The following is a 19,786-nucleotide window of genomic DNA, read 5'->3' as shown; positions in this document are numbered from 1 at the left end:
CCCGCCTTCAGCCCCGAAACGCGCCGTTCAGCAGCTTGGCCAGCCGCAGCCCGCCGCGCTTGATTTGCTCGCGTTCGACCGGGGCCATCGCCTGGATCGCGGCTTCGTCCATCTGCATGAGCGCCGGCGTCGGCCGGCACGCATCGCCGCCCATCGCGGCGGCATAGGCGCGCTTGGCGATCGCCCAGTTCTCGCGGCTCCAGGCCATCACGCCGCCGGTCGCCTCGCGTCGCTGCTCGGCCAGCGGATAGCGGCGGACCAGCTTGGGCGGGGTCGAGATCGCACGCTCGGCCAGCAGCCCGTCCCATACCGAATGCAGGTTCAGACGCGGTGTGGCGTAGATGCCGTAATCGACGCGGGTGTCGTTACCGCCCTTGTCGCCCTTGTCCCCGGCATGCAGCGGCTGGTGCAGGTCGCCGACGAAATGGACGAGGAAGGCGAGCGCCATCACCCGGTCCTTCTCGCTGGCGCGCTTGTCCTTCAGGATCGCGAGCTGGCGCGGGATCTGCGCCGACACACAATCGCCGCTGTCGCAGGCGGGCGGCAGGCGGAAGGGCTGGCAGATGTCCACATTCTGATAGTGCCAGCTATAGGCATAGCCGAAGCGCGACTTACCGGCGTCGTCCTTCAGCGGCTTGACGCAATCGGGCCAGACGCTCGCCTCCTCGATGGTGCGAACCGGGCAGGTCGGCGTGTCGAGCTGTGCCTGCGCGCGCAAGATCCGGCGAATCTCGGTGCGGGCATGGGGGGTGATGTTGGCCCAGGCGATCGCCGCGACGGTCTCATGCCCATATTCCCAATAGGCGGCGGCGGGCGAGGGCAGGAGGGACGCCGCGATCAGCGCGGCGAACAGGCGCAAGTGCTTCATGTCGTGGGGCTTTATCCCTCGTCGGCGTAGATCGCCACCCTGTGTTCGCCTCCACTCGTCGCACGGCCGCGATACATGCCCGCCGTGGTCATGCTCCAGGCGATCGTGCCGTCGGGCGCGGCGACGATGGTGCCGCCGGTCCCGCCCAGATCGCGCACCTCGGCCAGCACCGTGTCGGCGGCCTGCTGGACACCCTCGCCGGTGAAGCGGCGGCGCGCGGCGATCTCATGCCCGACGCCGACGCGGATGAAGACCTCGCCTGAACCGGTGCAGGACACCGCACAGGCGCGGTCGTCGGCATAGGTGCCAGCGCCGATCAGCGGCGAATCGCCGATCCGGCCCCAGCGCTTGCCCGTCACGCCCCCGGTCGAGGTGGCGGCGGCGACATGGCCCTGCGCGTCGCAGGCGACCGCGCCGACCGTGCCGTACTTCATGTCGCTGTCGAATGCATCGGCCCCGCGCGACAGCAGCTCGTCGAGCTGGCGGCGGCGCTCGTCGGTATGGAACCAGGCGGGGTCGACCTGCTCCAGCCCCTGTTCCAGCGCGAATCGATCCGCGCCCGCCCCCGCCAGCAGGACATGCGGGCTGGCGGTCATCACCGTGCGCGCCAGCGACACCGGGTTGCGGGTGCGGGTCACGCCCGCGACCGATCCGGCACGGCGGTCGCGCCCGTCCATGATCGCCGCATCCAGCTCGTTGGTGCCATGCTGCGTGAAGCAGGCGCCGCGCCCGGCGTTGAAATGGGGATCATCCTCCAGTACTCGCACCGCCGCCTCGACCGCGTCGAGCGCCTCGCCGCCGGCCGCCAGCACCGCCGACCCGGCCTTCAGCGCGGCGTCGAGACCGGCGCGCGCGCCCGCATCCTGCTCCGGCGTCAGGACGTCACGGGTGATCCGGCCCGCGCCGCCATGGATGACCAGCGACCAGGATGCGGACATGGGGATACTCCAGAAAAGACGGGGAAAGTCCCGCGCCCCCTATCAGATCGCTTGGCGGCTGCCATCCCCCGGCCGTAGCCCGATCAGCGGACGCAGCCACCGCACCCGCCGCCCGATCAGATAGAAGAGCCAGCAGCCCGCCACCGTGGCCATCATCAGGACCAGTGCGTCGAGCGCCAGCGGCAGGCCCGCGTTGCGCAAGGCCAGTGCGACCAGGATGATGATCGTCTGATGGATCAGATAGAAGGGGAACACCGCCTCGGTCAGCGTCCGGCGCCAGGGGTGATCGCGGTTCCAGAAGCGCTCGGCGATGCCGATCAGCGCGACGACCGCCATCCATCCCTGCACCGCGCGCGCGCCAGCGAAGATATTGCCCACCCCGGCAGGCGCCCCCGCCATGCCCGGCCAGCGCAGCTCCAGCCCCGCCGCGACGCCATAGCTGATCAGCGCGATGACGCCGGCGACGATCCATCCCCGGCGAAAACTGTCCAGCACCCGCTCCGACCCGGCCATGCCGAACCCGAACAGCAAAGCGGGGAAATAGAGGATATGCGCCAGCCCGTCGTCGAACAGGCCATGGGTTTCGCTCTCGCCGGGAAACCAGTGGATGTCGACCAGCAGCAGCCAGGCGACGGGCAGGATCACGCCGCCCCAGCCGCCGAACACCCGGTCGAACAGACGCTGCCCTGCGCGGCCCCAACGGCCGGCGACTGCCAGCATCAGCGCGATCGCCATGGTATAGGCCCAGAGATAGCCGACGAACCACAGATGGTTCCAGGCGGGCGACGGCACGACCCCGCCGATCCGCCCGAAGCGCAGCCAGTCATGCACCCAGAAGGTCCCATAGCTGCCCGGATAGCCATATTTGCTGACCAGCTCGGCCCAGATCTGCGGCGGCACCAGCACCACGACGCCAAAGGCCAGCGGCACCAGCAACCGGATGCTGCGCCCGCGTGCGAAGCTGAAAATGGTCGGATGCCGCACCGCCAGCGCGCGCGTGGCATAGCCCGACACGACGAACAGCAGCATCAGCCGCCAGGGATTGCTTGCCAGCATCGGGATCGCGACCCAGGGCAGCCGCGCCAGCTGGACGTGGAAGCCCCAGGGCACGAAGACCATGCCGATGTGGTACAGGATCAGGATGGCGAAGGCACCGATGCGCAGCCAGTCGAGGCCGTAATGGCGGGGGATGGGGGCGGCGGCGGTCATTTGCGGGTCTGGTACAGCACTGACTTTGAACCGCAACGCGCTTGCGCGTATATAGGGCCCATGTCCATTCGTCCCTGGCGTGATATCGCCCGTCGCCAAAGCCGTCAGATCATGGTGGGCAATGTGCCCGTGGGCGGCGACGCGCCCGTCACCGTGCAGACCATGACCAACACGCCGACCAGCGATCCGGTCGCCACGATCAACCAGATCCGGCGCTGCGAAGAGGCGGGGGCGGACATCATCCGCGTGTCCTGCCCCGACACCGATTCGACCGCCGCGCTGGCCAAGATCACCAAGGCGGCGCGCGTGCCGATCGTCGCGGACATCCATTTCCATTACAAGCGCGCGCTGGAAGCCGCCGACGCGGGCGCCGCGTGCCTGCGCATCAATCCGGGCAATATCGGTTCGTCCGAGCGCGTCGCCGAGGTCGTCCGCGCCGCCAAGGCCAATGGCTGTGCCATCCGCATCGGCGTGAATGCCGGGAGCCTCGAAAAGGACCTGCTCGAAAAATATGGCGAGCCGTGCCCCGAGGCGCTGGTCGAATCGGCGCTCGACCATATCAAGCTACTCCAGGACCATGACTTCCACGAATATAAGGTCGCGGTGAAGGCGTCCGACGTCTTCCTGGCGGTCGCGGCCTATCAGGGGCTGGCCGAGGCGACCGATTGCCCGCTGCATCTGGGCATCACCGAGGCGGGCGGTCTGATCGGGGGCACGGTCAAGTCCTCGATCGGCATCGGCTCGCTCCTGTGGTTCGGCATCGGCGACACGATCCGCGTCTCGCTCTCGGCCGAGCCCGAGGAAGAGGTGCGCGTCGGCTTCGAGATCCTGAAGGCGCTGGGCATCCGCAATCGCGGCGTGCGAGTCGTGTCCTGCCCGTCCTGCGCGCGACAGGGTTTCGACGTGATCCGCACCGTGCAGGTGCTGGAGGAACGGCTCCAGCATATCCGCACGCCGATGTCGCTGTCGGTGTTGGGCTGCGTCGTCAACGGTCCGGGCGAAGCGCGCGAGACCGATATCGGCGTGACCGGCGGCGGCAATGGCAAGCACATGGTCTATCTGTCGGGCCTGACCGACCACACGGTCGAGGATGCCGACATGGTCGATCACATCGTCAAGCTGGTCGAGGCCAAGGCCGCCGAACTGGACGCGGCCGAGGCCGCCAAGGCGGCGATCGCGGCGGAGTGACGGCGCCCGTCATCCGCATCGCCGCCGCCCTGATCGAGGACGGGGCGGGGCGGGTGCTGCTGGTCCGCAAGGCGGGCAGTCGCTTCTTCATGCAGGCCGGCGGCAAGATCGAACCGGGCGAGGTGCCGGCCGCCGCGCTCGCCCGCGAGCTTCACGAGGAAATCGGCCTGATCGTCGCGCCGGCCGATTTGCAGCCCATCGGTCGCTTTTCCGCCGACGCGGCGAATGAAGCGGGCACCCGCGTCGACGCGCATGTCTTTCGCTTGCGCACCGATCACCAACCGGTCCCGGCGGCGGAGATCGCGGAAGCGCTATGGGTGAGTCGGCAAGAGGCCGACGCCCTGCCGCTCGCCCCTCTGACCCGCGACCATATCCTGCCCTGGTATCGCGAGGCACTCACCCAGGCCTGAATCCTCCCCGGCACGGGGAGGGGAACCGCCGCGAAGAGGTGGTGGAGGGACACCCCAATTCCTCCCCTTGCAGGGGAGGTGGCAGGCCGAAGGCCTGACGGAGGGGTGTCCCCGCTTGAGGGGCAGGACCTTCTTCACCACGGAGGGGTTGAGCGAGCCTAACGGCTCGTGCGCTCGCAGGGCGAGCGCAGCACCCCTCACCCAGCTCCGACTAAGCCTTTGCTCTGGCAAAGACCAAGTCTGCGCAACCCTCTCCCCTCTATGAGGGGCGAGGGACAAAAAGGGCCTATTCGAATGTCGATCCGGCCTGGAAGGCAATCCACCTGACACTCCTTACAGGGGAGGAAGGTGCCGCCATTGCGTTGACCCCGCGCTCGACACGGTCATGATGGCGTACGAAACGGGTGAGGGGGGCGGCATGAAACACACTGGCTGGATCGTGACGGCCGCGCTCTTGCTCTCCGGCTGCGTGACGCCGTCGACCGGCGAGCCCGTGCTGACCAAGCGCGCCTTCCACCGGATCGCGCGGACCTGCGGTGTCACGCCAACCGAGTTCAAGATGGCGCGCAGCGGCTTGCCCTATGTCCGTTTCCGCTACCGGGACGCGGCGCAGGAGAGCGAGACACATGCCGCCCCCAGCGTGGAATGCGTCGGCGCCAGGCTCAAACCCTATCGCTACGAATATTACGGACCCGACGCCGATCCACCCAAACCCGACGCCTGATCACAGCCGCAGTCCCAGCCGGATGCCGCCGCCCGCATCGGACGCGCCCCGGCTGAGGCCGGCGCTGCCCTGCACGCCCAGTGACAGCCGCTGCGACAGCGCGGTGTCGAGCCCTGCGCCGATCTCCTGCCGGTCGGCGGCCTGGTCGCTGGCGCGCGAGGCATAGCTATAGGCGACGCTGACTTCGCTCGCCTGGCCGATACGCAACCCCACGCCGCCGCGCGCGCTGGTGACGTCGCACAGGCGATAGGTGTCGGGCTGTCCGATGAAGCTGTGGCCAATCGCGGCGAAGGGCGTCACCTTGCCGGGCACCGCCGCCTCGCCCTGGATCGTGTAATCCGCCTTGCCGGTGCCCACCCCGCGCGCCGCCGAGGCGGTGGGCAGCTTGGCGCTGCCGGTCAGCGCCAGCGACGGATGATGGGCGCGCGGGGGCAGGAGCTGTACCGAGGCACCGACGACCGCATCGCCCAGCCCGGAGCGCCGCTCGCGCGTCGCGGGGCGGGTGGGGTCGGTGAAGATCGGCAGGCCCAGTGGGCCGCCAGGTGCCACGACATTGCCCGGCGCGTCGACCTGCACCACCGGCAGCGCGGCGAAGACGGTCACCCGCTTGCGCTTCGCGCGCAGCGAAGCGGTCGTGCTGGCGGTGCTGATCCGCTGCGTCGTGCCATAGCGCCCGCTGGCATAGTCCGCGCCGACCGAGGCGGTGACCTGCGCCCGCGCCGGCTGCACCGCCAGCGCCATCATGGCCAGCCCGGTCGTCAGCATGATCGTCTTCATATCGTGTGTTTCCCAATGGCATTTTTCAGGAGAACGGATGCCATCTTGGCTTTCATCCCGGCCTGTCGTCGACAAGCGGAGCATCCCCCTCTCGCCTTTGCCGCGTCGCGCCGGTAACGCGGCGGGCATGAGTGCGCGCACCTCTCCCGTCATCGCCTTTGCCGTCGCGGCGGCGGGGATCGCTATCTACTCGGTGATGGATACGCTGATGAAACAGCTCTCCATCGACAGCGGGGCCTATAGCGCGGTGCTGTGGCGATCCTGGGTCGGCGTCGCGATCATGACGCTGATTTTCCTGGCCAGGCGGGGGCGCTGGCCGGGGCGGCATGCGCTGACGCTGCACATCGCGCGCGGGGCGACGGGCGGGATCTCGGTCGTGCTGTTCTTCTGGGGGCTGGCGCGGGTGCCGATGGCGCAGAGCGTGGCGCTGACCTTCCTGTCGCCGCTGATGGCGCTGTTCCTCGCCGCGCTGACGCTGGGCGAACGCATCCGGCGCGCGGCGATCCTCGGCTCGCTGATCGCCGGCGGCGGTGTGCTGGTGATCGCGGCCGGCGAGGTGCAGGCCCAGGCCTCGACCCAGGTCGTGCTGGGGTCGCTGGCGATCATCCTGGCCTCTATCCTCTATGCGGTCAGCCTCGTCCTGTTGCGGCGACAGGCGCAGGCGGCGGGGCCGGTCGAGGTCGCGCTGTTCACCATGCTGGTCATCGCGGTGGTGATGACGCCCGCCGCGCCCTTCGTCGCGACCTGGCCCGCCATGGCGCAATGGCCGGCCATCGCGATCGCGGCGGCGCTGGGCAGCATCTCGGCCCTGTTGCTCGCCTGGGCCTATGCGCGGGCGGAGGCGCAGGTACTCGCGCCGGTCGAATATACCGCCTTCGTGTGGGCGGCCTGTCTGGGCTATGCGGTGTTCGGCGAGCATGTCTCGCTGTTCACCCTGGTCGGGGCCGCGCTGATCATTGCGGGCTGCGTCGTCGCGGTGCGGCGACCGGGACCGGGGCCCCAGAGCGAGGCAGGGTTATGACGATCGATATTCGCCCCGCTACGCCCGACGATGTCGCGACGATCCTGAATTTCGTGCGCGAACTGGCCGCGTTCGAGCGCGAGCCGGACGCTGTCGCGGCGACCGAGCCGATGCTGGCCGAGGCTTTGTTCGGAGCCGATCCGGCGGCCGAGGCGGTGATCGCCGAGCGGAGCGGTGTTCCGGTCGGCTTCGCGCTGTTCTTCCGCAACTTCTCGACCTGGACCGGGCGGCCGGGGCTGTATCTCGAGGACCTCTACGTCACGCCGCCCGCGCGAGGGGGCGGGGTGGGCAAGGCGTTGCTGATCCATCTGGCCGGCATCGCGCGCGACCGGGGCTGGGCGCGGTTCGAATGGTCGGTGCTCGACTGGAACACGCCCGCGGTCGAATTCTACCGCGCGATGGGGGCGCGGGGAATGGAGGAATGGACCGTGCAGCGGGTGTCGGGTGAGGCGTTGGAGAAGCTGGCGGGGCGGTAACTCGGTTCGCGCGGAGACGCGGAGGTGTCGGGACTTGAGGCTTGCCTCGTTCTTCCCCTCGCGCCGCCTGGCATCCCTTCGCTCCGTTCAGCCTGAGCGCAGTCGAAGGCCACGGGATGAACCGCTCCTCAAGCTCTGGGATTGCCCTCCCCCAACCCCTCCCGCCTGCGGGAGGGGAGTAAGAAGAGCGGCGGTCGCGTACGCCACGCAGAAAAAACGCCCCGGCGCGCGGTGCGCCGGGGCGTCATTCTCAAACCGAAACCGGGACGTTTATTCGCGGCCGGGCACGTCGTGGTCGTGCGGCTCTTCGCCCTTGGCCTTGGCGTCGTCATAGCGCTCGATCGCCTCGACGACGATGCGGCGGGCTTCGTCACGGTCGCCCCAGGTGCCGATGCGCACCCACTTCTTCTTCTCCAGGTCCTTATAGTGGGTGAAGAAGTGCTCGATCTGCTGGAACACGATCTCGGGCAGGTCGTCGCGACCACCGACATTCGAATAGTATGGGAAGGTCGAGTCGACCGGCACGCAGACCAGCTTCTCGTCGCCGCCGGCTTCGTCTTCCAGGTTCAGCACGGCGATCGGACGCGCGCGGACGACGCAGCCCGGGATGAACGGCGTGCGCGACACGACCAGCGCGTCGAGGGGGTCGCCATCGGGCGACAGCGTGTGCGGCACGAAACCGTAATTCGCCGGATAGCGCATCGGCGTGTGCAAGATGCGGTCGACGAACAGGGCGCCGCTCGCCTTGTCGAACTCATACTTCACCGGCTCGCCACCGGTCGGCACCTCGATCACGACGTTGATGTCGTCGGGCGGGCTCTTGCCGACGGGAATGAGATCGATACGCATCGGTCAGTCTTTCTTTGCCAATGACCGGAAAACATCTTCCGGTGGAAAAACAATGGCGGGCGCGATAGCGCAACCCGCCATGGCCTGTCGATAGATGTCGGTCAGTCCGCGCTCAGCGCGCCTTCAGCAGACGATCCAGCCCGGTCTCGCCGGTGCCGACCTTTTCCAGGCGCGGATAGCGCGGGCCGCCGGTATAGCTCAGCGTCACGTCGCGGAAGCGATCCTGGTTCTTTATCACCAACTTGACCGGGTGCGCCGAATCCTTGGCCGCGACGATCGCCGCCTTCAGCCGGTCGCCCGAATAGGCCTCGCCATTGACCGCCTGAATCTGGGTGCCAACATCGATGCCGGCCTTGAACGCCGGACTGTCCCAAATCGAGCTGGTCACCTCGCCGCTGTTCGACACGATCATGCCCAGCGAATAGCTGACATTGGTGCTGTTCTTCTCGCCCTGCTTGAAGGTCGGGGTCGGCTGGTCGGTATAGACCAGCTTGTAGCCGTTCATCGCGAAGCCCTGGATCGGGGCGGGCTGGCCGGTCTCGGTGATGCGGCGGTTCAGGAACGTCGCCCAGTCATAGGGGACGATTCTATTCAGCGTCGCGGCGACGTCGTCGAACGTATAGGTCACCTCGCCCCAGTCGCCGTTGCGGATGCCGAAAAAGGCCTTGGCGAAATCGTCGATCGACTTGGTGCCGTTCGACTTCTGGCGGAGCATCGCATCGACCTCCATCCAGACCATCAGGCCTTCGTTGTAATAATCCTCCGACCGCTGCCAGCTCGTCCAGCCCTTGGGCTTGCGCGACGAGATGATGGGATCGTTGGTGGTGTCGACCAGGTTGCGCCACTGGCGCGCGGGCGCGGTGTCGTAGATCGCCAGGATCGAGGCGTACTGGTCCAGCGTGTCCTGCTTCGACACCATGCCCGACCGCGCCTGGAGGACATAACCCCAGAACTGGGTCTGGCCCTCATAGACCCACAGCAGCGAGTTGCGCATCGGCGTGCGGAAATCGGGGGTCCACAGGTCCGCGCCGCGCCGGAACTTGCCGTCCCAGCTATGGGTGAATTCGTGCGGCAACAGGTTGCGACGGCCCGGGCCGGCATCCCATTCGGTGAAATAGCCCGGCGTCACGCCGTTTTCGGACGAGCGGTGATGCTCCAGGCCGATGCCGCCCAGCTGGTCGCTGATCGACAGCAGGAACTCGTAATGATCGTAATGCTGCGCGCCGAAGGTCTTGACCGCCTGTTCGACCAGTCGGGTATGCGCCGCAATCTGTTCGGGCTTGGCGTTCAATTCGGCGGCGTTGTCGGCGAAGACGTTCAGCTTCACCTGCGGGGTCAGCGGGAAGACCTTGCCGTACTTGCCCGCCAGGATCGGCGAGTCGACCAGGATCTCGTAATTGGTCGTGTGATAGGTGTAGGTCGCCCCCGAGGCCTGCGCCGGCACCGCGCCCGCCGCGGTCCAGCCGGCGGGGAAGGTCGCGGTCATCTGGATCGGAATCTGACGGGTATAATAGCCCGCCGGATACAGGCTGACCGAATTGGGCTGCAGCGAGATCATCGTCGGGGTGACGGCGATGCGGCCCTGATCGGGCTTGGTCGCCGACAGGAACTGGAACTCGACGTCCAGCGCCTGCGCGCCCGCCGGCACATCGATATGGAAGGCGAAGACGTCTTCGGGATCGCGCGTCCAGGGCAGGATCTGGCCATTGGCGCGGATGACCAGGCCGGCCAGCTTCTCGATCTCGCCGCGCGGATTATGCGCGCCGGGCAGCCATTTGGGGAACAGCAGCGCCATCGGCCCCGCCTTGGCGACGGGGATCGTCTCCTTGACGCGGAAGATGCCACGATCGGTGTCGGTGGCATCGACCATCAGCTTGATCGTGCCCGGATAGGGGGTGTCGACCGCGTCGGGGATGGTGTTGACGAAGGGGGCCTGCGCCACGGGGGCGGAGTTGCCGGCCGGAACCTGGGCCATGGCGGCGGAAGCGGTGGTGGCGAGCAGCGACGCGACGAGCAGGGGACGATAAGGCAGGCGGATCATGAAAGGCCTTTTGCGGCGGGAGGAGACGGCGGCAGGTTAGGCACCCGATAGGCCAGTCGTCCAGACCCTTTCGCCGGACCGCCCGCGCCCGCCCTAGCTGCTGCCCAACACATTGACCGTAAAGGCGATGACGCCCAGGTTGAACAGAAAGGCGGCCAGGCATTGCCCCGTCACCACGCGGCGCATCCGGCGCGAGGCGATGGCGACGTCCGACGTCTGGAAGGTCATGCCCAGCGTCACCGCGAAATACAGGAAATCCCAGTAATCCGGCTCGGCCGTGTCGGTGAATTGCAGCCCGCCGACATCGCCGTCCGCCCCCGCGCTGTAGAATAGATGCGCATAATGCAGCGCATAGACGATGTTGGAGAACAGCCAGGCCAGGATCAGCGTGCCGACGACCAGCGCAATGGTGACGGTGCTGCTCCGCCCGCGCAACTCGCCACCGACCGCGACCAGCACGACGAACAGCACGATCCCGCAAAAGACGAGCAGCACGGCGCGATTGGCATCATTGCGCGCGGCCCGCGCCCGCATCTTCGCGGCCTGTCCCTGTCTCAGCAGCGGCACCAGCGAAGCGAGGAAGAGAAAGGCGGCCGCATCGAAACCCGCCAATATGCCCCGCGTCATCCCGAAACGCGGGGACAATATAAGGCTCGCCACGGCCAGGATCAGCGCGAAGGCCAGGAATCGCGGCGGCGCGATCCGGTCGCCGATACGGGCTTGCAGGCGGTGCCAGCGGGAGGTCATGCCGATGATCTATCCGAACGGGGGCCGATTCAGCCAGTGCCAATCCCGGCCGGCCATACACGGGGCCGACCGGGCGGGTCCCGGGGTGAGTGGCCTGTAAATATTGGGCTGCATCAAGGTCTTGGGCCGTTCGATGTGGCAAAGCATGATCATGGACCAAGGCTGTCATTCCGCCGCGCTGATCATCATCGACATGATCAACGACCTGGATTTCGAGGGCGGCGAGGATTTGCGAGGGCCTGCCGAGGCGGCGGCGCAGCGGATCGTCGCTTTGCGCGCCGCCGCCGATGACGCCGGGGTGCCGGTCATCTACGTCAACGACAATTTCGGCCATTGGCATTCGGAGCGATCGTCGATCGTCGATCATTGCGACCGCGACGGCAGCCCCGGCCGCGCGCTGATCGCGGCGCTGCGACCGCGCGACAGCGACTATTTCATCGTGAAGCCGCAATTTTCCGGCTTCTATGCCACCAACCTGCCGGTGCTGCTGCCGCAGCTGGGCGTGTCTCGCGTGATCCTGACAGGCGTGGCGGCGGACATCTGCGTGCTGTTCACCGCCGCCGATGCGCATATGCGCGAGTACGACCTGTGGGTGCCGGGCGACACGGTGGCGAGCGAGAGCGACGACCATCGCCGCTGGGCGCTGGAGATCATGCGGCACAGCATGTGCGCCGAGACCGGTCCCACCCATGAACTGGCACTGGCGGACTGGCTGTCCCGCGACGGTTGAACGCACTCTAGCGCACGGGCCTTCGCTACCTTAGATAGCGCCACCTCTATGGCACGGATCGAAACCCCCAAGCGCGTGCGCGGCACGCAGGACATCTTCGGCGAAGAGCAGCGCCGCTTCGCGCAGGTGCTCGCCACCTTCGAGCATGTCCACGGCCTCTACGCCTTTCAGCGGCTCGACCTGCCGGTGTTCGAGGATACGCAGGTCTTTGCCCGCTCGATCGGCGAGACGACCGATGTCGTGTCGAAGGAGATGTACACCTTCCCCGATCGCGGCGGCGACCTGCTGACGCTGCGGCCCGAATTCACCGCCGGGATCGCGCGCGCCTATCTGACCGAGGGGTGGCAGCAATATGCGCCGCTCAAGCTCGCGACCTCGGGCCCGGTCTTCCGCTATGAGCGCCCGCAAAAGGGGCGCTATCGCCAGTTCCACCAGATCGACGCCGAAATTCTGGGCGCGGCCGAACCAGCGGCGGATGTCGAATTGCTGGTGATGGCCGACCAGCTGCTGCGCGAACTGGGCATCGCCGAGGGCGTGACGTTGCAGCTCAACACGCTGGGCGATGCCGCGACGCGCGATGCGTGGCGCGACGCGCTGGTCGCGCATTTCGAGGCGCACCGGGATCAGCTGTCCGAGGACAGCCTGACGCGGCTGGAGAAGAATCCCTTACGCATCCTCGACTCCAAGGACCCGCGCGACCGGCCGATCGCCGATGCGGCGCCGGATATCGACGCCTATCTAACTCCGCAAGCGCGCGCCTTTTTCGAGGCGGTGACGGCGGGGCTGGATGCGGCGGGGGTCGCCTGGACGCGCAATGCGCGGCTGGTGCGTGGCCTGGACTATTATCGCCACACCGCGTTTGAGTTCGTGACCGACCGGCTGGGCTCGCAAGGGACGGTGCTGGCGGGCGGTCGCTATGACGGGCTGGTCGAGTCGCTGGGCGGTCCCGCGACCGCGGGTGTGGGCTGGGCGGCCGGGGTCGAGCGGCTGGCGATGCTGCTGGACGAGCCTGCCAAGCTGGCGATCGACGCGGTCGTTGTGCCGATGGGCGCAGCGGCCGAGCTGCGCGCGACCGGCCTCGTCGCCGAACTGCGTCGCGCGGACATCGCCACCGACATGGCGTTTCGCGGCAATATGAAGCGTCGCATGGCCAAGGCGAACGATCAGGGCGCCCGCTATGCGCTGATCCTGGGGGATGACGAACTGGCGAACGGTCAGGTCCAGGTGAAGGCGTTGAAGACCGGCGAGCAGGCGACCGTGTCGCTGGACGTGGCGGCGCAGAGCCTGTCCGACCTGTTGTTCGAGGACGAGATCGCCGAAGATCATGGCGAGCAGCTTCCTCCATTGGCGCAGCGTCTGACTCCGCGATGAAGACCATCTCGGCCGAGCGCATCGCGCAGATCGAGGCGCGGCGCGACGAACTTCAGGCGATGATGGCCACCGGCGACCTGCCCTCGGACCGCTTCGTCGCGGTGTCGAAGGAATATGCCGAGCTGGAGCCGGTCGCCAACGCCGCCGCCGAGGTGCGCCGGTTGCGGCAGGAGGCCGACAGCCTGGCGTTCATGACGCAGGACGGCGACGACGAATTGCGCGAGCTGGCGGCGGAGGAGCTTCACGCCAACCGCAATGCGCTGGCGGCGGCGGATCGGCATCTCGCCCTCGCCTTGCTGCCCCGCGACGCCGCCGACGAACGCGCCGCGATGCTCGAAATTCGCGCCGGGACCGGCGGTGACGAGGCGGCTTTGTTCGCGGGCGACCTGTTCCGCATGTACCAGCGTTATGCCGAGCGGCAGGGCTGGCGGGTCGAGGTCATTTCCGCCTCAGTGCCCGACACCGGCGGCTACAAGGAAGTCGTCGCCTCGGTCGCGGGGGCGGGCGTGTTCGCCAAGCTGAAGTTCGAGAGCGGCGTCCACCGTGTCCAGCGCGTGCCGGTCACCGAATCGGGCGGGCGTATCCACACCTCGGCGGCGACCGTCGCGGTGCTGCCCGAAGCGGAGGAGGTCGACCTCCAGATCGACGACAAGGACCTGCGCATCGACATCTATCGCTCGTCGGGCGCGGGCGGACAGCACGTCAACACCACCGACTCGGCGATCCGCATCACCCATATCCCGACTGGCCTCGTCGTCATCCAGCAGGATGAACGCTCGCAACACAAGAACCGCGCCAAGGCGATGAAGGTGCTGCGGACGCGTCTGTACGAGGCGGAGCGCGAGCGGCTGGCGTCGGAGCGCGCGGGCGCACGGCGTTCGATGGTCGGCTCGGGCGACCGGTCGGAGCGGATTCGCACCTATAATTTTCCGCAAGGGCGGGTGACCGATCACCGGATCAACCTGACGCTCCATCGCCTGCCCGAGATATTGGAAGGCGAACTCGACGAACTGGTCGGCGCGCTGCTCGCGGAGGATGAGGCCGAACGGCTTGCCGCGCTCGATGGGTGATATTCGCGCGGAGGCGCGGAGACGCGGACCGGTCCAGCCCGCTGCGCCGCAGGCTCTCCATCTCCGCCGGTTGATGGCGCCCAGGCGTTGCGCCATGCCGGACATCTCCGCGCCTCCGCGCCTCCGCGCGAACCCTCTTCTCATTTCCGGCATTTGCCGGGATGAGACGGCGGCGTGACCGACGCCCGCACGGCGCTCGCACAAGCCGCAGAGCGTTTTATTTTCTCCCCCACCGCGCGGCTCGACGCGGAACTGCTGCTCGCCCATGCCTTGGGGATCGAGCGAAACGCGCTGCTGCTCGACCTGACCCGACTCGTCCCCGACAGATTCTGGCCGCTGGTCGAGCGCCGCGCGCGCCAGGAGCCGGTCGCCTATATCACCGGCACGCGCGGGTTCTGGACGCTGGACCTGATGGTCGGTCCCGGCGCGCTGGTGCCGCGGGTGGATAGCGAGACGCTAATCGACGCGGCGCTCCGGCACTTCAAGGGGCGTCGGCCCACCACGCTGCTCGACCTGGGCACCGGGCCGGGCACGCTGCTGCTCGCGCTGCTCGACGAATGGCGGGATGCCAGGGGGCTGGGCGTCGACCGCTCCCCGCAAGCGCTCGACTATGCCGTCGCCAATGCCAAAGCCTGCGGGATGGCCGACCGGGCGCGGTTCGTGTGCGGCGACTGGGCGACCGCCTTGACCGGGCCGTTCGACTGCATCGTCACCAATCCGCCCTATATCGGCACCGGTGAAACCCTGTCGCACGAGGTGCGCGGGTATGAACCGGCATCGGCGCTGTTCGCCGGCGCCGACGGTCTGGACGATTATCGGGCGCTCGCCCCCGAACTGCGCCGGTTGCTCGCGCCCGGCGGCGCGGCGGTGGTGGAGATCGGGCACGAACAGGCGCCGGCCGTCACCAGCCTGCTGGAAGAACAGGGTTTTCGCGTCGCGCTCCACCGTGATCTGGGCGGCCGTCCGCGCGCCCTGCTGGCCCATTGAACAATTGCGACCATGCCCCATATTTCGCTTGTAGGACCGTGCCCGGACCCGCTACAGCGCGTACAGGGGCACGCGAACATCGACACCTTGCACCGTTTTATCGGGGTCGTTGATTTCGGGCCGATGCCCGTACCCCTCGTCATGCAGTCGCTGCTGTCCGGCGGCCGTGGCAAGCGCCTCCCGGGGCGCGAGAGCTTCGCATCGTGCGACACGCGCGCGGTGTCGGGAAAAGTGGACCTTGTTGGTTTGACGACTAAGGACGAACAGCTTGATCAATAATCGGCAGGCCGGCCGCCGTCGCGGTCGTGGCGGCAATAACAATGGTGGGCAGCGTCCGGGTGGCAATCCTGGTCGCCCCGACAATGGCAATCGCATCGACAATCGCGCGCGCGGCAACGCCAGCCAGCTGTACGAGAAGTACAAGAATCTGGCGGCCGAGGCGCAGCGCCAGGGCGACCGCGTCAACACCGAATATTATTGGCAGTTCGCCGATCACTATTTCCGGGTGCTGAGCGAAACCCGCTCGCGCTTCGAGGAACAGAATCAGCGCCGCCAGCGCGAGGAATCGCGCGACGACCAGTATGACGACGGCTTCGACAACGATGCCGAGGATTATGGCGACGAGGGCGATCCCATCCGCCCCGGCGAACAGCAGGGCGAGGTCGAACAACCGCGCCGCGAGCGCCAACCACGCGAGAATTATCAGCGCGACACGCAGCAGCGCGAGGACCGTCCGCGCCGCGACCGCGACGATCGTCCCCGGCGCGAGCCGCGCGAGGATCGCCGCCCGATGCGCGCCGAACAGCCCGTCATGGCCGAGGACGCCCAGCCGGCCATCGCCGCCCCCGCCATGAACGCGGAGGTCGTCGCGGCACCCCAGGCCGAGGAGGAAGCACCCCGCCGTCGCGGTCGTCCGCGTCGCGAACGCGCGCCCGAGGTGCAGGATGCCGGTGAGCAGAGCGTTGGCTTCGACGCCGATCGCCTGCCGCCCGCGCTCAGCGCCGCGCCGGAGGCCGACGCCGCACCGGAAGAAAAGCCCCGCCGTCGTCGCGTTCGCGCGGCCGCCCCGGTGGAGCCGGAGGCGGCGGCGGGCTGATCGCCCTCCATCCCTTCGAACGATGAAGGACCGGCCTCCGCGATCGTCGCGGGGGCCGGTTTTTCATGGCCGCCGGTCGACATCCTCGTCATGGCCGGTGCCCGAGCTCAGGAACACCAGACCCATCAGCGCGCCGGTCAGCATCACCGTGCCGCCGATCCCGCCGATAACCCCCAGCATCGTCACCCAGTTGAGCGGGCCATAGACATGCGCCAGCGCCATCATCGCCAGCGCCACGGCGATCGCGGCGGCCAGCGTCATCCACGCCATGATCAGCCGGAACCGCGCCCAGGCGAAGGCCGCCTGATCGGGATCGTCGAGACCGGAGGGGGGTGGCTGCATGACGCGACTATGGAACGCGCGCACCGTCCCGGCAAGCCGAGCGGTCAGATGCCGGCAGGTGCCTTTGCGCAGCGGAATCGCGTCCAGACCCCGCCGACGATCGCGTTGATCTCCAGCCGGATCGGGTGGCGCAGCGCATAGACCACCACCAGCCAGGCCAGCACCCCCGCCACCGCCGCGCCGGCGAGCAGCATCAGCCCCACCGCGTCGGGGGCGGCGACCCAGCGATAGACGGCGAGCAGCGGTGCCACCGTCGCCAGCGTGGCGATCAGGCTCTGGAGATAGACGATCGCCATGCCCCGCCATGCGAAACCGGTCAGCCGCCGGATCAGCCCGACATAGAGCAGGAACCAGATCGCGCCGTAACCGATGCGCGAGGCCGCCGCTGCCTCCAGCCCCACCATGGCCCCCAGCAAGAGCAGCCCGATCGAGGCGACGGTATCGAAGACGTTGAGCACCACCAGCCGCCGGATCTTACCCAGCAGGATGGGCAGCTCGACATGCAGCGGCAGCGCGGCGAAGAAGATTTGCCCGATCGCGATCCAGGCGAGCAGCGGCGCCACGCCTTCCCAGCGCGGGCCATAGAGCATCAGCACGATCGGCGTCGCGGCGGCGGCCAGGAACGCCATCGCCGGCCAGGTCGCCGCGCTATAGGCCGCGACCACCCGCTGATAGGGGGCGGCAAGGTCGGCGCCGGTGTCGCGCAACCGGGCGAAGGCGGGATAGAAGACGCCGTCGACCGCGCCGCTGACCAGCATCTGCAACTGCGCCGCCAGGCTGGAGGCGCGGCTGAACAGGCCGACGGCGGTCAGCGTCAGGACGCGACCGATGACCAGATCGGGGCTGCGCGTGCCGATCGCGCCGCTGATATGGAGGAGCGAGCTGTTCGAGCCGAAGCGCAGGATCGGTCCGACACCTTCCAGGCGCGGCGGGAAGGGGGGGCGTATGCCTGAGCGCCACTGGCCGATCAGCGCGCGCGCGATCTGCTGCGCCACGGCCGCCCAGGCGAGCGCGAACGCCGAATAGCCCGCCCAGGCCAGCCCCAGCGAGAAGGCGGCGTTGACGACCGCCGCACCGACATTGACCAGGAACAGCGAATAATAGTCCATCCGCCGCTGCAGCATCGCGCTCGGCACGATCCCGAACGGCACCACCAGATAGGAGCCGGCGATGATGATCAGCAGCGGCGTCAGCCGGACATTGTCGTAGAACCACGCCACCGGCCAGGCGAGTACGAAGATCAACAGCCCGATGCCCAGCGCGAAGATCAACGAGACCGAGAAGCACGTCTCGACCTGCGCATCGGTCAGGTTGCGCTCGCCCGCGACGAAGCGGCTGATGCCGAAATCCTGAAGCACCGACACCAGCATCGCCGCCGACAGCGCGATCGAATACAGCCCCATTTCGGGCGGCGTGAGGAAGAAGCGCGAGATCAGCACGCTGACCACGAACTGGATCGAAAAGGCGATATATTGCGAGCCGATCGACCAGAGCGCCGCGCCGCGTATCGACGATCCGCTCATCCTCGGGCCAGGGCCTTGGCGAGCCGCATCGCCGCGACCGGTTTGCCGCTGCGTGCGAGCCGCGCGACCGCGCGCCATAGCCCGGGCACCCGCGCGCCGCGGTCCGACCGTGTATCCCGGACATGCTTAGCGATCAGCGGCAGACCGTCCCCCGCCAGCGAGTCGGGATGATAGAGAATTCCGCGCGTCACTTCGGCGCGGATCGCCCGCGCGACGCCGGCGCGGCCGAAAGCGGCGTCCAGATCGTCGACGGGCGGCAGCGTGGTCCAGCCATCGGTCGGATCGGGCCGCCCCGCGATCCGCTCGGCCCGCGCCAGTCGCGCGACCGCCGCGCCATAATGCTGTGCCAGCACATGGCGATGCGACACCTGGGTGGTCGAATAGCGATAGCGCAGCAGCCGTTCGGGCAGATTGGCCATGCGAGTCCGCTCGTCCAGCCGCAGCCACAGGTCGTAATCCTCGCAATGCCGATAGGCCGCGCGATAGCCGCCGACCATCGTCATCAGCGACCGCCGCATCATCACCGAGGGGTGACACAAGAGTGGCCCGGCCTCGAGCGCGGCATGGACCGCGTCCGCGTCGATCGGGTGATCGATCGTCCAGTCGGCACGCGGTTCGCCGGTCTCGGTAATGGCGATCACCCGCGTCCCGACGACGCCATGATCGGGATGCGCGTCGAGAAACGCCACCTGCCGGGCGAAACGCTCAGGCAGCGCGATGTCGTCACCATCCATCCGCGCGATATAGTCGCCCCGCGCCTCGGCGATCATCCGGTTCAGGCTGGGGACCAGCCCGCGATTGGGCTGATGGATGGGACGGATACGGGGATCGCGTGCGGCATAGGCGTCGATGATCGCGCGTGAGCCATCGGTCGATCCGTCGTTGACGACCAGCAGCTCGAAATCGCCGAAGCTCTGCGCCAACAGGCTGTCCAGCGCGGCCGCCAGATAGCGGTCATTGTTGTAAACGCTCAGGGCGACGGTGATGCGGGGCGACGTCATGCTCGTATCACCGGTCCTATAAGCGAGGGCTAAACAGCCCCTTAAAGGGGTGACGATAAAGGGCCTAATCCCGAATGGACGAAAGGTTCCCGTTCGATATCCAACATTCCGATCCGATAAGGCATTGAAAAATAGCGGGATTGCGGATTTTTACGGTTTCATGTCGATTTTTGTGTTGACCCATTTGGCACGTCCGCCTAGAGGGGTTTCACCGCGACGGAGCGGGCCGCTGCGGTGGCTTCGGGGTCTGCGGTACTGGCATCGAGATGCTGGCGCTCTGGGTCTCTAGACCGAAAGGTTTAGGGGTGAAAGAGGCGCCCGTATTGTTGTCGGGCTCTTTGACATTGTAGGTTAGATGAAGGGACATGCGGGCGGCGGCTTGGCGGTCACTCACACATTCAAGGTGTGTTGGGGATCG

The 19,786-nt window shown here is 67.7% G+C and carries 21 protein-coding genes; 11 read left to right on the top strand and 10 right to left on the bottom strand.

The window, feature by feature from the left end; genetic code table 11:
* Positions 1-7: 7 nt before the first annotated feature.
* Genes GGR48_RS08610 through GGR48_RS08600 form a run of 3 tightly spaced genes read right to left on the bottom strand, consistent with a single transcriptional unit; the run spans position 8 to position 3,015 of the window.
* Entirely contained in the window at positions 8-868 is an 861-nt protein-coding gene (locus GGR48_RS08610) for a S1/P1 nuclease (RefSeq protein WP_183951513.1), read from the bottom strand.
* 11 nt (positions 869-879) lie between these two features.
* Entirely contained in the window at positions 880-1,806 is a 927-nt protein-coding gene (locus GGR48_RS08605; RefSeq protein WP_183951512.1) for an isoaspartyl peptidase/L-asparaginase family protein, read from the bottom strand.
* 42 nt (positions 1,807-1,848) lie between these two features.
* Positions 1,849-3,015, bottom strand: coding sequence for an acyltransferase family protein (locus tag GGR48_RS08600; protein WP_183951511.1), 1,167 nt, complete (start codon positions 3,013-3,015; stop codon positions 1,849-1,851).
* Positions 3,016-3,075: 60 nt separating this feature from the next.
* On the opposite strand from GGR48_RS08600, the gene ispG reads away from it, so the two are divergent.
* The 3 genes from ispG (at position 3,076) to GGR48_RS08585 (ending at position 5,337) form a co-directional block, all read left to right on the top strand.
* Positions 3,076-4,203 (top strand): flavodoxin-dependent (E)-4-hydroxy-3-methylbut-2-enyl-diphosphate synthase, encoded by a 1,128-nt coding sequence (gene ispG, locus GGR48_RS08595; RefSeq protein WP_183951510.1) that lies wholly within the window; start codon positions 3,076-3,078, stop codon positions 4,201-4,203.
* Positions 4,200-4,613, top strand: coding sequence for an NUDIX domain-containing protein (locus GGR48_RS08590; protein WP_183951509.1), 414 nt, complete (start codon positions 4,200-4,202; stop codon positions 4,611-4,613). The genes ispG and GGR48_RS08590 overlap by 4 nt, the downstream gene beginning before the upstream one ends.
* A 418-nt stretch (positions 4,614-5,031) precedes the next feature.
* Complete coding sequence (locus GGR48_RS08585) at positions 5,032-5,337, top strand: hypothetical protein (RefSeq protein ID WP_183951508.1); 306 nt, start codon at positions 5,032-5,034, stop codon at positions 5,335-5,337.
* On the opposite strand, the gene GGR48_RS08580 is transcribed toward GGR48_RS08585, so the two are convergent.
* Positions 5,338-6,114, bottom strand: coding sequence for a transporter (locus GGR48_RS08580; RefSeq protein ID WP_183951507.1), 777 nt, complete (start codon positions 6,112-6,114; stop codon positions 5,338-5,340). It lies immediately after the preceding gene.
* 127 nt (positions 6,115-6,241) lie between these two features.
* Between GGR48_RS08580 and GGR48_RS08575 the strand changes: the two genes are divergently transcribed.
* Both GGR48_RS08575 and GGR48_RS08570 read left to right on the top strand, forming a co-directional pair.
* Positions 6,242-7,135 (top strand): DMT family transporter, encoded by an 894-nt coding sequence (locus tag GGR48_RS08575; protein ID WP_183951506.1) that lies wholly within the window; start codon positions 6,242-6,244, stop codon positions 7,133-7,135.
* Positions 7,132-7,611 carry a GNAT family N-acetyltransferase gene (locus GGR48_RS08570; protein ID WP_183951505.1) on the top strand — a complete coding sequence of 160 codons (480 nt, stop codon included), beginning with the start codon at positions 7,132-7,134 and terminating at the stop codon, positions 7,609-7,611. Before GGR48_RS08575 ends, GGR48_RS08570 begins: the two co-directional genes overlap by 4 nt.
* 270 nt (positions 7,612-7,881) lie before the next feature.
* Here the strand turns inward: GGR48_RS08570 and ppa are convergent, their stop codons facing one another.
* The 3 genes from ppa to GGR48_RS08555 all read right to left on the bottom strand — a co-directional run bounded on the left by ppa (position 7,882) and on the right by GGR48_RS08555 (position 11,248).
* Positions 7,882-8,460 (bottom strand): inorganic diphosphatase, encoded by a 579-nt coding sequence (gene ppa / locus GGR48_RS08565; RefSeq protein ID WP_183951504.1) that lies wholly within the window; start codon positions 8,458-8,460, stop codon positions 7,882-7,884.
* 112 nt (positions 8,461-8,572) lie between these two features.
* Positions 8,573-10,501, bottom strand: a complete 1,929-nt coding sequence (locus GGR48_RS08560) for a M61 family metallopeptidase (protein ID WP_183951503.1) — start codon at positions 10,499-10,501, stop codon at positions 8,573-8,575.
* 93 nt (positions 10,502-10,594) lie between these two features.
* Positions 10,595-11,248, bottom strand: a complete 654-nt coding sequence (locus GGR48_RS08555) for a DUF1345 domain-containing protein (RefSeq protein WP_183951502.1) — start codon at positions 11,246-11,248, stop codon at positions 10,595-10,597.
* Positions 11,249-11,393: 145 nt separating this feature from the next.
* Between GGR48_RS08555 and GGR48_RS08550 the strand changes: the two genes are divergently transcribed.
* From GGR48_RS08550 to GGR48_RS08530, 6 genes are all read left to right on the top strand, one after another.
* Positions 11,394-11,978, top strand: coding sequence for a cysteine hydrolase family protein (locus GGR48_RS08550; RefSeq protein WP_206362502.1), 585 nt, complete (start codon positions 11,394-11,396; stop codon positions 11,976-11,978).
* A 48-nt stretch (positions 11,979-12,026) separates the two neighbouring features.
* Positions 12,027-13,349 carry a histidine--tRNA ligase gene (gene hisS, locus GGR48_RS08545; RefSeq protein ID WP_183951501.1) on the top strand — a complete coding sequence of 441 codons (1,323 nt, stop codon included), beginning with the start codon at positions 12,027-12,029 and terminating at the stop codon, positions 13,347-13,349.
* Positions 13,346-14,419 (top strand): peptide chain release factor 1, encoded by a 1,074-nt coding sequence (gene prfA, locus GGR48_RS08540; RefSeq protein WP_183951500.1) that lies wholly within the window; start codon positions 13,346-13,348, stop codon positions 14,417-14,419. The genes hisS and prfA overlap by 4 nt, the downstream gene beginning before the upstream one ends.
* Positions 14,420-14,593: 174 nt before the next feature.
* On the top strand, positions 14,594-15,406 hold the full coding sequence (gene prmC / locus GGR48_RS08535; RefSeq protein ID WP_183951499.1) for a peptide chain release factor N(5)-glutamine methyltransferase: 813 nt from the start codon (positions 14,594-14,596) through the stop codon (positions 15,404-15,406).
* A gap of 141 nt (positions 15,407-15,547) precedes the next feature.
* Entirely contained in the window at positions 15,548-15,685 is a 138-nt protein-coding gene (locus tag GGR48_RS17925) for a hypothetical protein (protein WP_206362501.1), read from the top strand.
* Positions 15,675-16,502 carry a DUF4167 domain-containing protein gene (locus GGR48_RS08530; protein WP_183951498.1) on the top strand — a complete coding sequence of 276 codons (828 nt, stop codon included), beginning with the start codon at positions 15,675-15,677 and terminating at the stop codon, positions 16,500-16,502. The genes GGR48_RS17925 and GGR48_RS08530 overlap by 11 nt, the downstream gene beginning before the upstream one ends.
* Positions 16,503-16,565: 63 nt before the next feature.
* Here the strand turns inward: GGR48_RS08530 and GGR48_RS08525 are convergent, their stop codons facing one another.
* The 3 genes from GGR48_RS08525 to GGR48_RS08515 are packed head-to-tail and all read right to left on the bottom strand — an operon-like array spanning position 16,566 to position 19,368.
* Entirely contained in the window at positions 16,566-16,844 is a 279-nt protein-coding gene (locus GGR48_RS08525; RefSeq protein ID WP_183951497.1) for a hypothetical protein, read from the bottom strand.
* 44 nt (positions 16,845-16,888) lie between these two features.
* Positions 16,889-18,367, bottom strand: coding sequence for an oligosaccharide flippase family protein (locus tag GGR48_RS08520; protein WP_183951496.1), 1,479 nt, complete (start codon positions 18,365-18,367; stop codon positions 16,889-16,891).
* Positions 18,364-19,368: a glycosyltransferase family 2 protein gene (locus tag GGR48_RS08515; protein WP_183951495.1), complete on the bottom strand. Its 1,005-nt coding sequence runs from the start codon at positions 19,366-19,368 to the stop codon at positions 18,364-18,366. The genes GGR48_RS08520 and GGR48_RS08515 overlap by 4 nt, the downstream gene beginning before the upstream one ends.
* Between the last annotated feature and the right edge of the window lie 418 nt (positions 19,369-19,786).

The sequence above is a fragment of the Sphingomonas pseudosanguinis genome, from assembly GCF_014196255.1.
Classification (GTDB): domain Bacteria; phylum Pseudomonadota; class Alphaproteobacteria; order Sphingomonadales; family Sphingomonadaceae; genus Sphingomonas; species Sphingomonas pseudosanguinis.
This window is presented reverse-complemented; position numbering and strand designations above follow the sequence as displayed.

Coding starts and splice junctions, on each gene's coding strand:
- GGR48_RS08525 (WP_183951497.1), bottom strand. CDS start 16,844: ATGCAGCCACCCCCCTCCGGTCTCGACGATCCCGATCAGGCGGCCTTC.
- GGR48_RS08580 (WP_183951507.1), bottom strand. CDS start 6,114: ATGAAGACGATCATGCTGACGACCGGGCTGGCCATGATGGCGCTGGCG.
- GGR48_RS08575 (WP_183951506.1), top strand. CDS start 6,242: ATGAGTGCGCGCACCTCTCCCGTCATCGCCTTTGCCGTCGCGGCGGCG.
- ispG (WP_183951510.1), top strand. CDS start 3,076: ATGTCCATTCGTCCCTGGCGTGATATCGCCCGTCGCCAAAGCCGTCAG.
- GGR48_RS08570 (WP_183951505.1), top strand. CDS start 7,132: ATGACGATCGATATTCGCCCCGCTACGCCCGACGATGTCGCGACGATC.
- hisS (WP_183951501.1), top strand. CDS start 12,027: ATGGCACGGATCGAAACCCCCAAGCGCGTGCGCGGCACGCAGGACATC.
- prfA (WP_183951500.1), top strand. CDS start 13,346: ATGAAGACCATCTCGGCCGAGCGCATCGCGCAGATCGAGGCGCGGCGC.
- GGR48_RS17925 (WP_206362501.1), top strand. CDS start 15,548: ATGCAGTCGCTGCTGTCCGGCGGCCGTGGCAAGCGCCTCCCGGGGCGC.
- GGR48_RS08515 (WP_183951495.1), bottom strand. CDS start 19,368: ATGACGTCGCCCCGCATCACCGTCGCCCTGAGCGTTTACAACAATGAC.
- GGR48_RS08600 (WP_183951511.1), bottom strand. CDS start 3,015: ATGACCGCCGCCGCCCCCATCCCCCGCCATTACGGCCTCGACTGGCTG.
- GGR48_RS08610 (WP_183951513.1), bottom strand. CDS start 868: ATGAAGCACTTGCGCCTGTTCGCCGCGCTGATCGCGGCGTCCCTCCTG.
- GGR48_RS08605 (WP_183951512.1), bottom strand. CDS start 1,806: ATGTCCGCATCCTGGTCGCTGGTCATCCATGGCGGCGCGGGCCGGATC.
- GGR48_RS08585 (WP_183951508.1), top strand. CDS start 5,032: ATGAAACACACTGGCTGGATCGTGACGGCCGCGCTCTTGCTCTCCGGC.
- GGR48_RS08560 (WP_183951503.1), bottom strand. CDS start 10,501: ATGATCCGCCTGCCTTATCGTCCCCTGCTCGTCGCGTCGCTGCTCGCC.
- GGR48_RS08550 (WP_206362502.1), top strand. CDS start 11,394: ATGATCATGGACCAAGGCTGTCATTCCGCCGCGCTGATCATCATCGAC.
- ppa (WP_183951504.1), bottom strand. CDS start 8,460: ATGCGTATCGATCTCATTCCCGTCGGCAAGAGCCCGCCCGACGACATC.
- GGR48_RS08520 (WP_183951496.1), bottom strand. CDS start 18,367: ATGAGCGGATCGTCGATACGCGGCGCGGCGCTCTGGTCGATCGGCTCG.
- GGR48_RS08555 (WP_183951502.1), bottom strand. CDS start 11,248: ATGACCTCCCGCTGGCACCGCCTGCAAGCCCGTATCGGCGACCGGATC.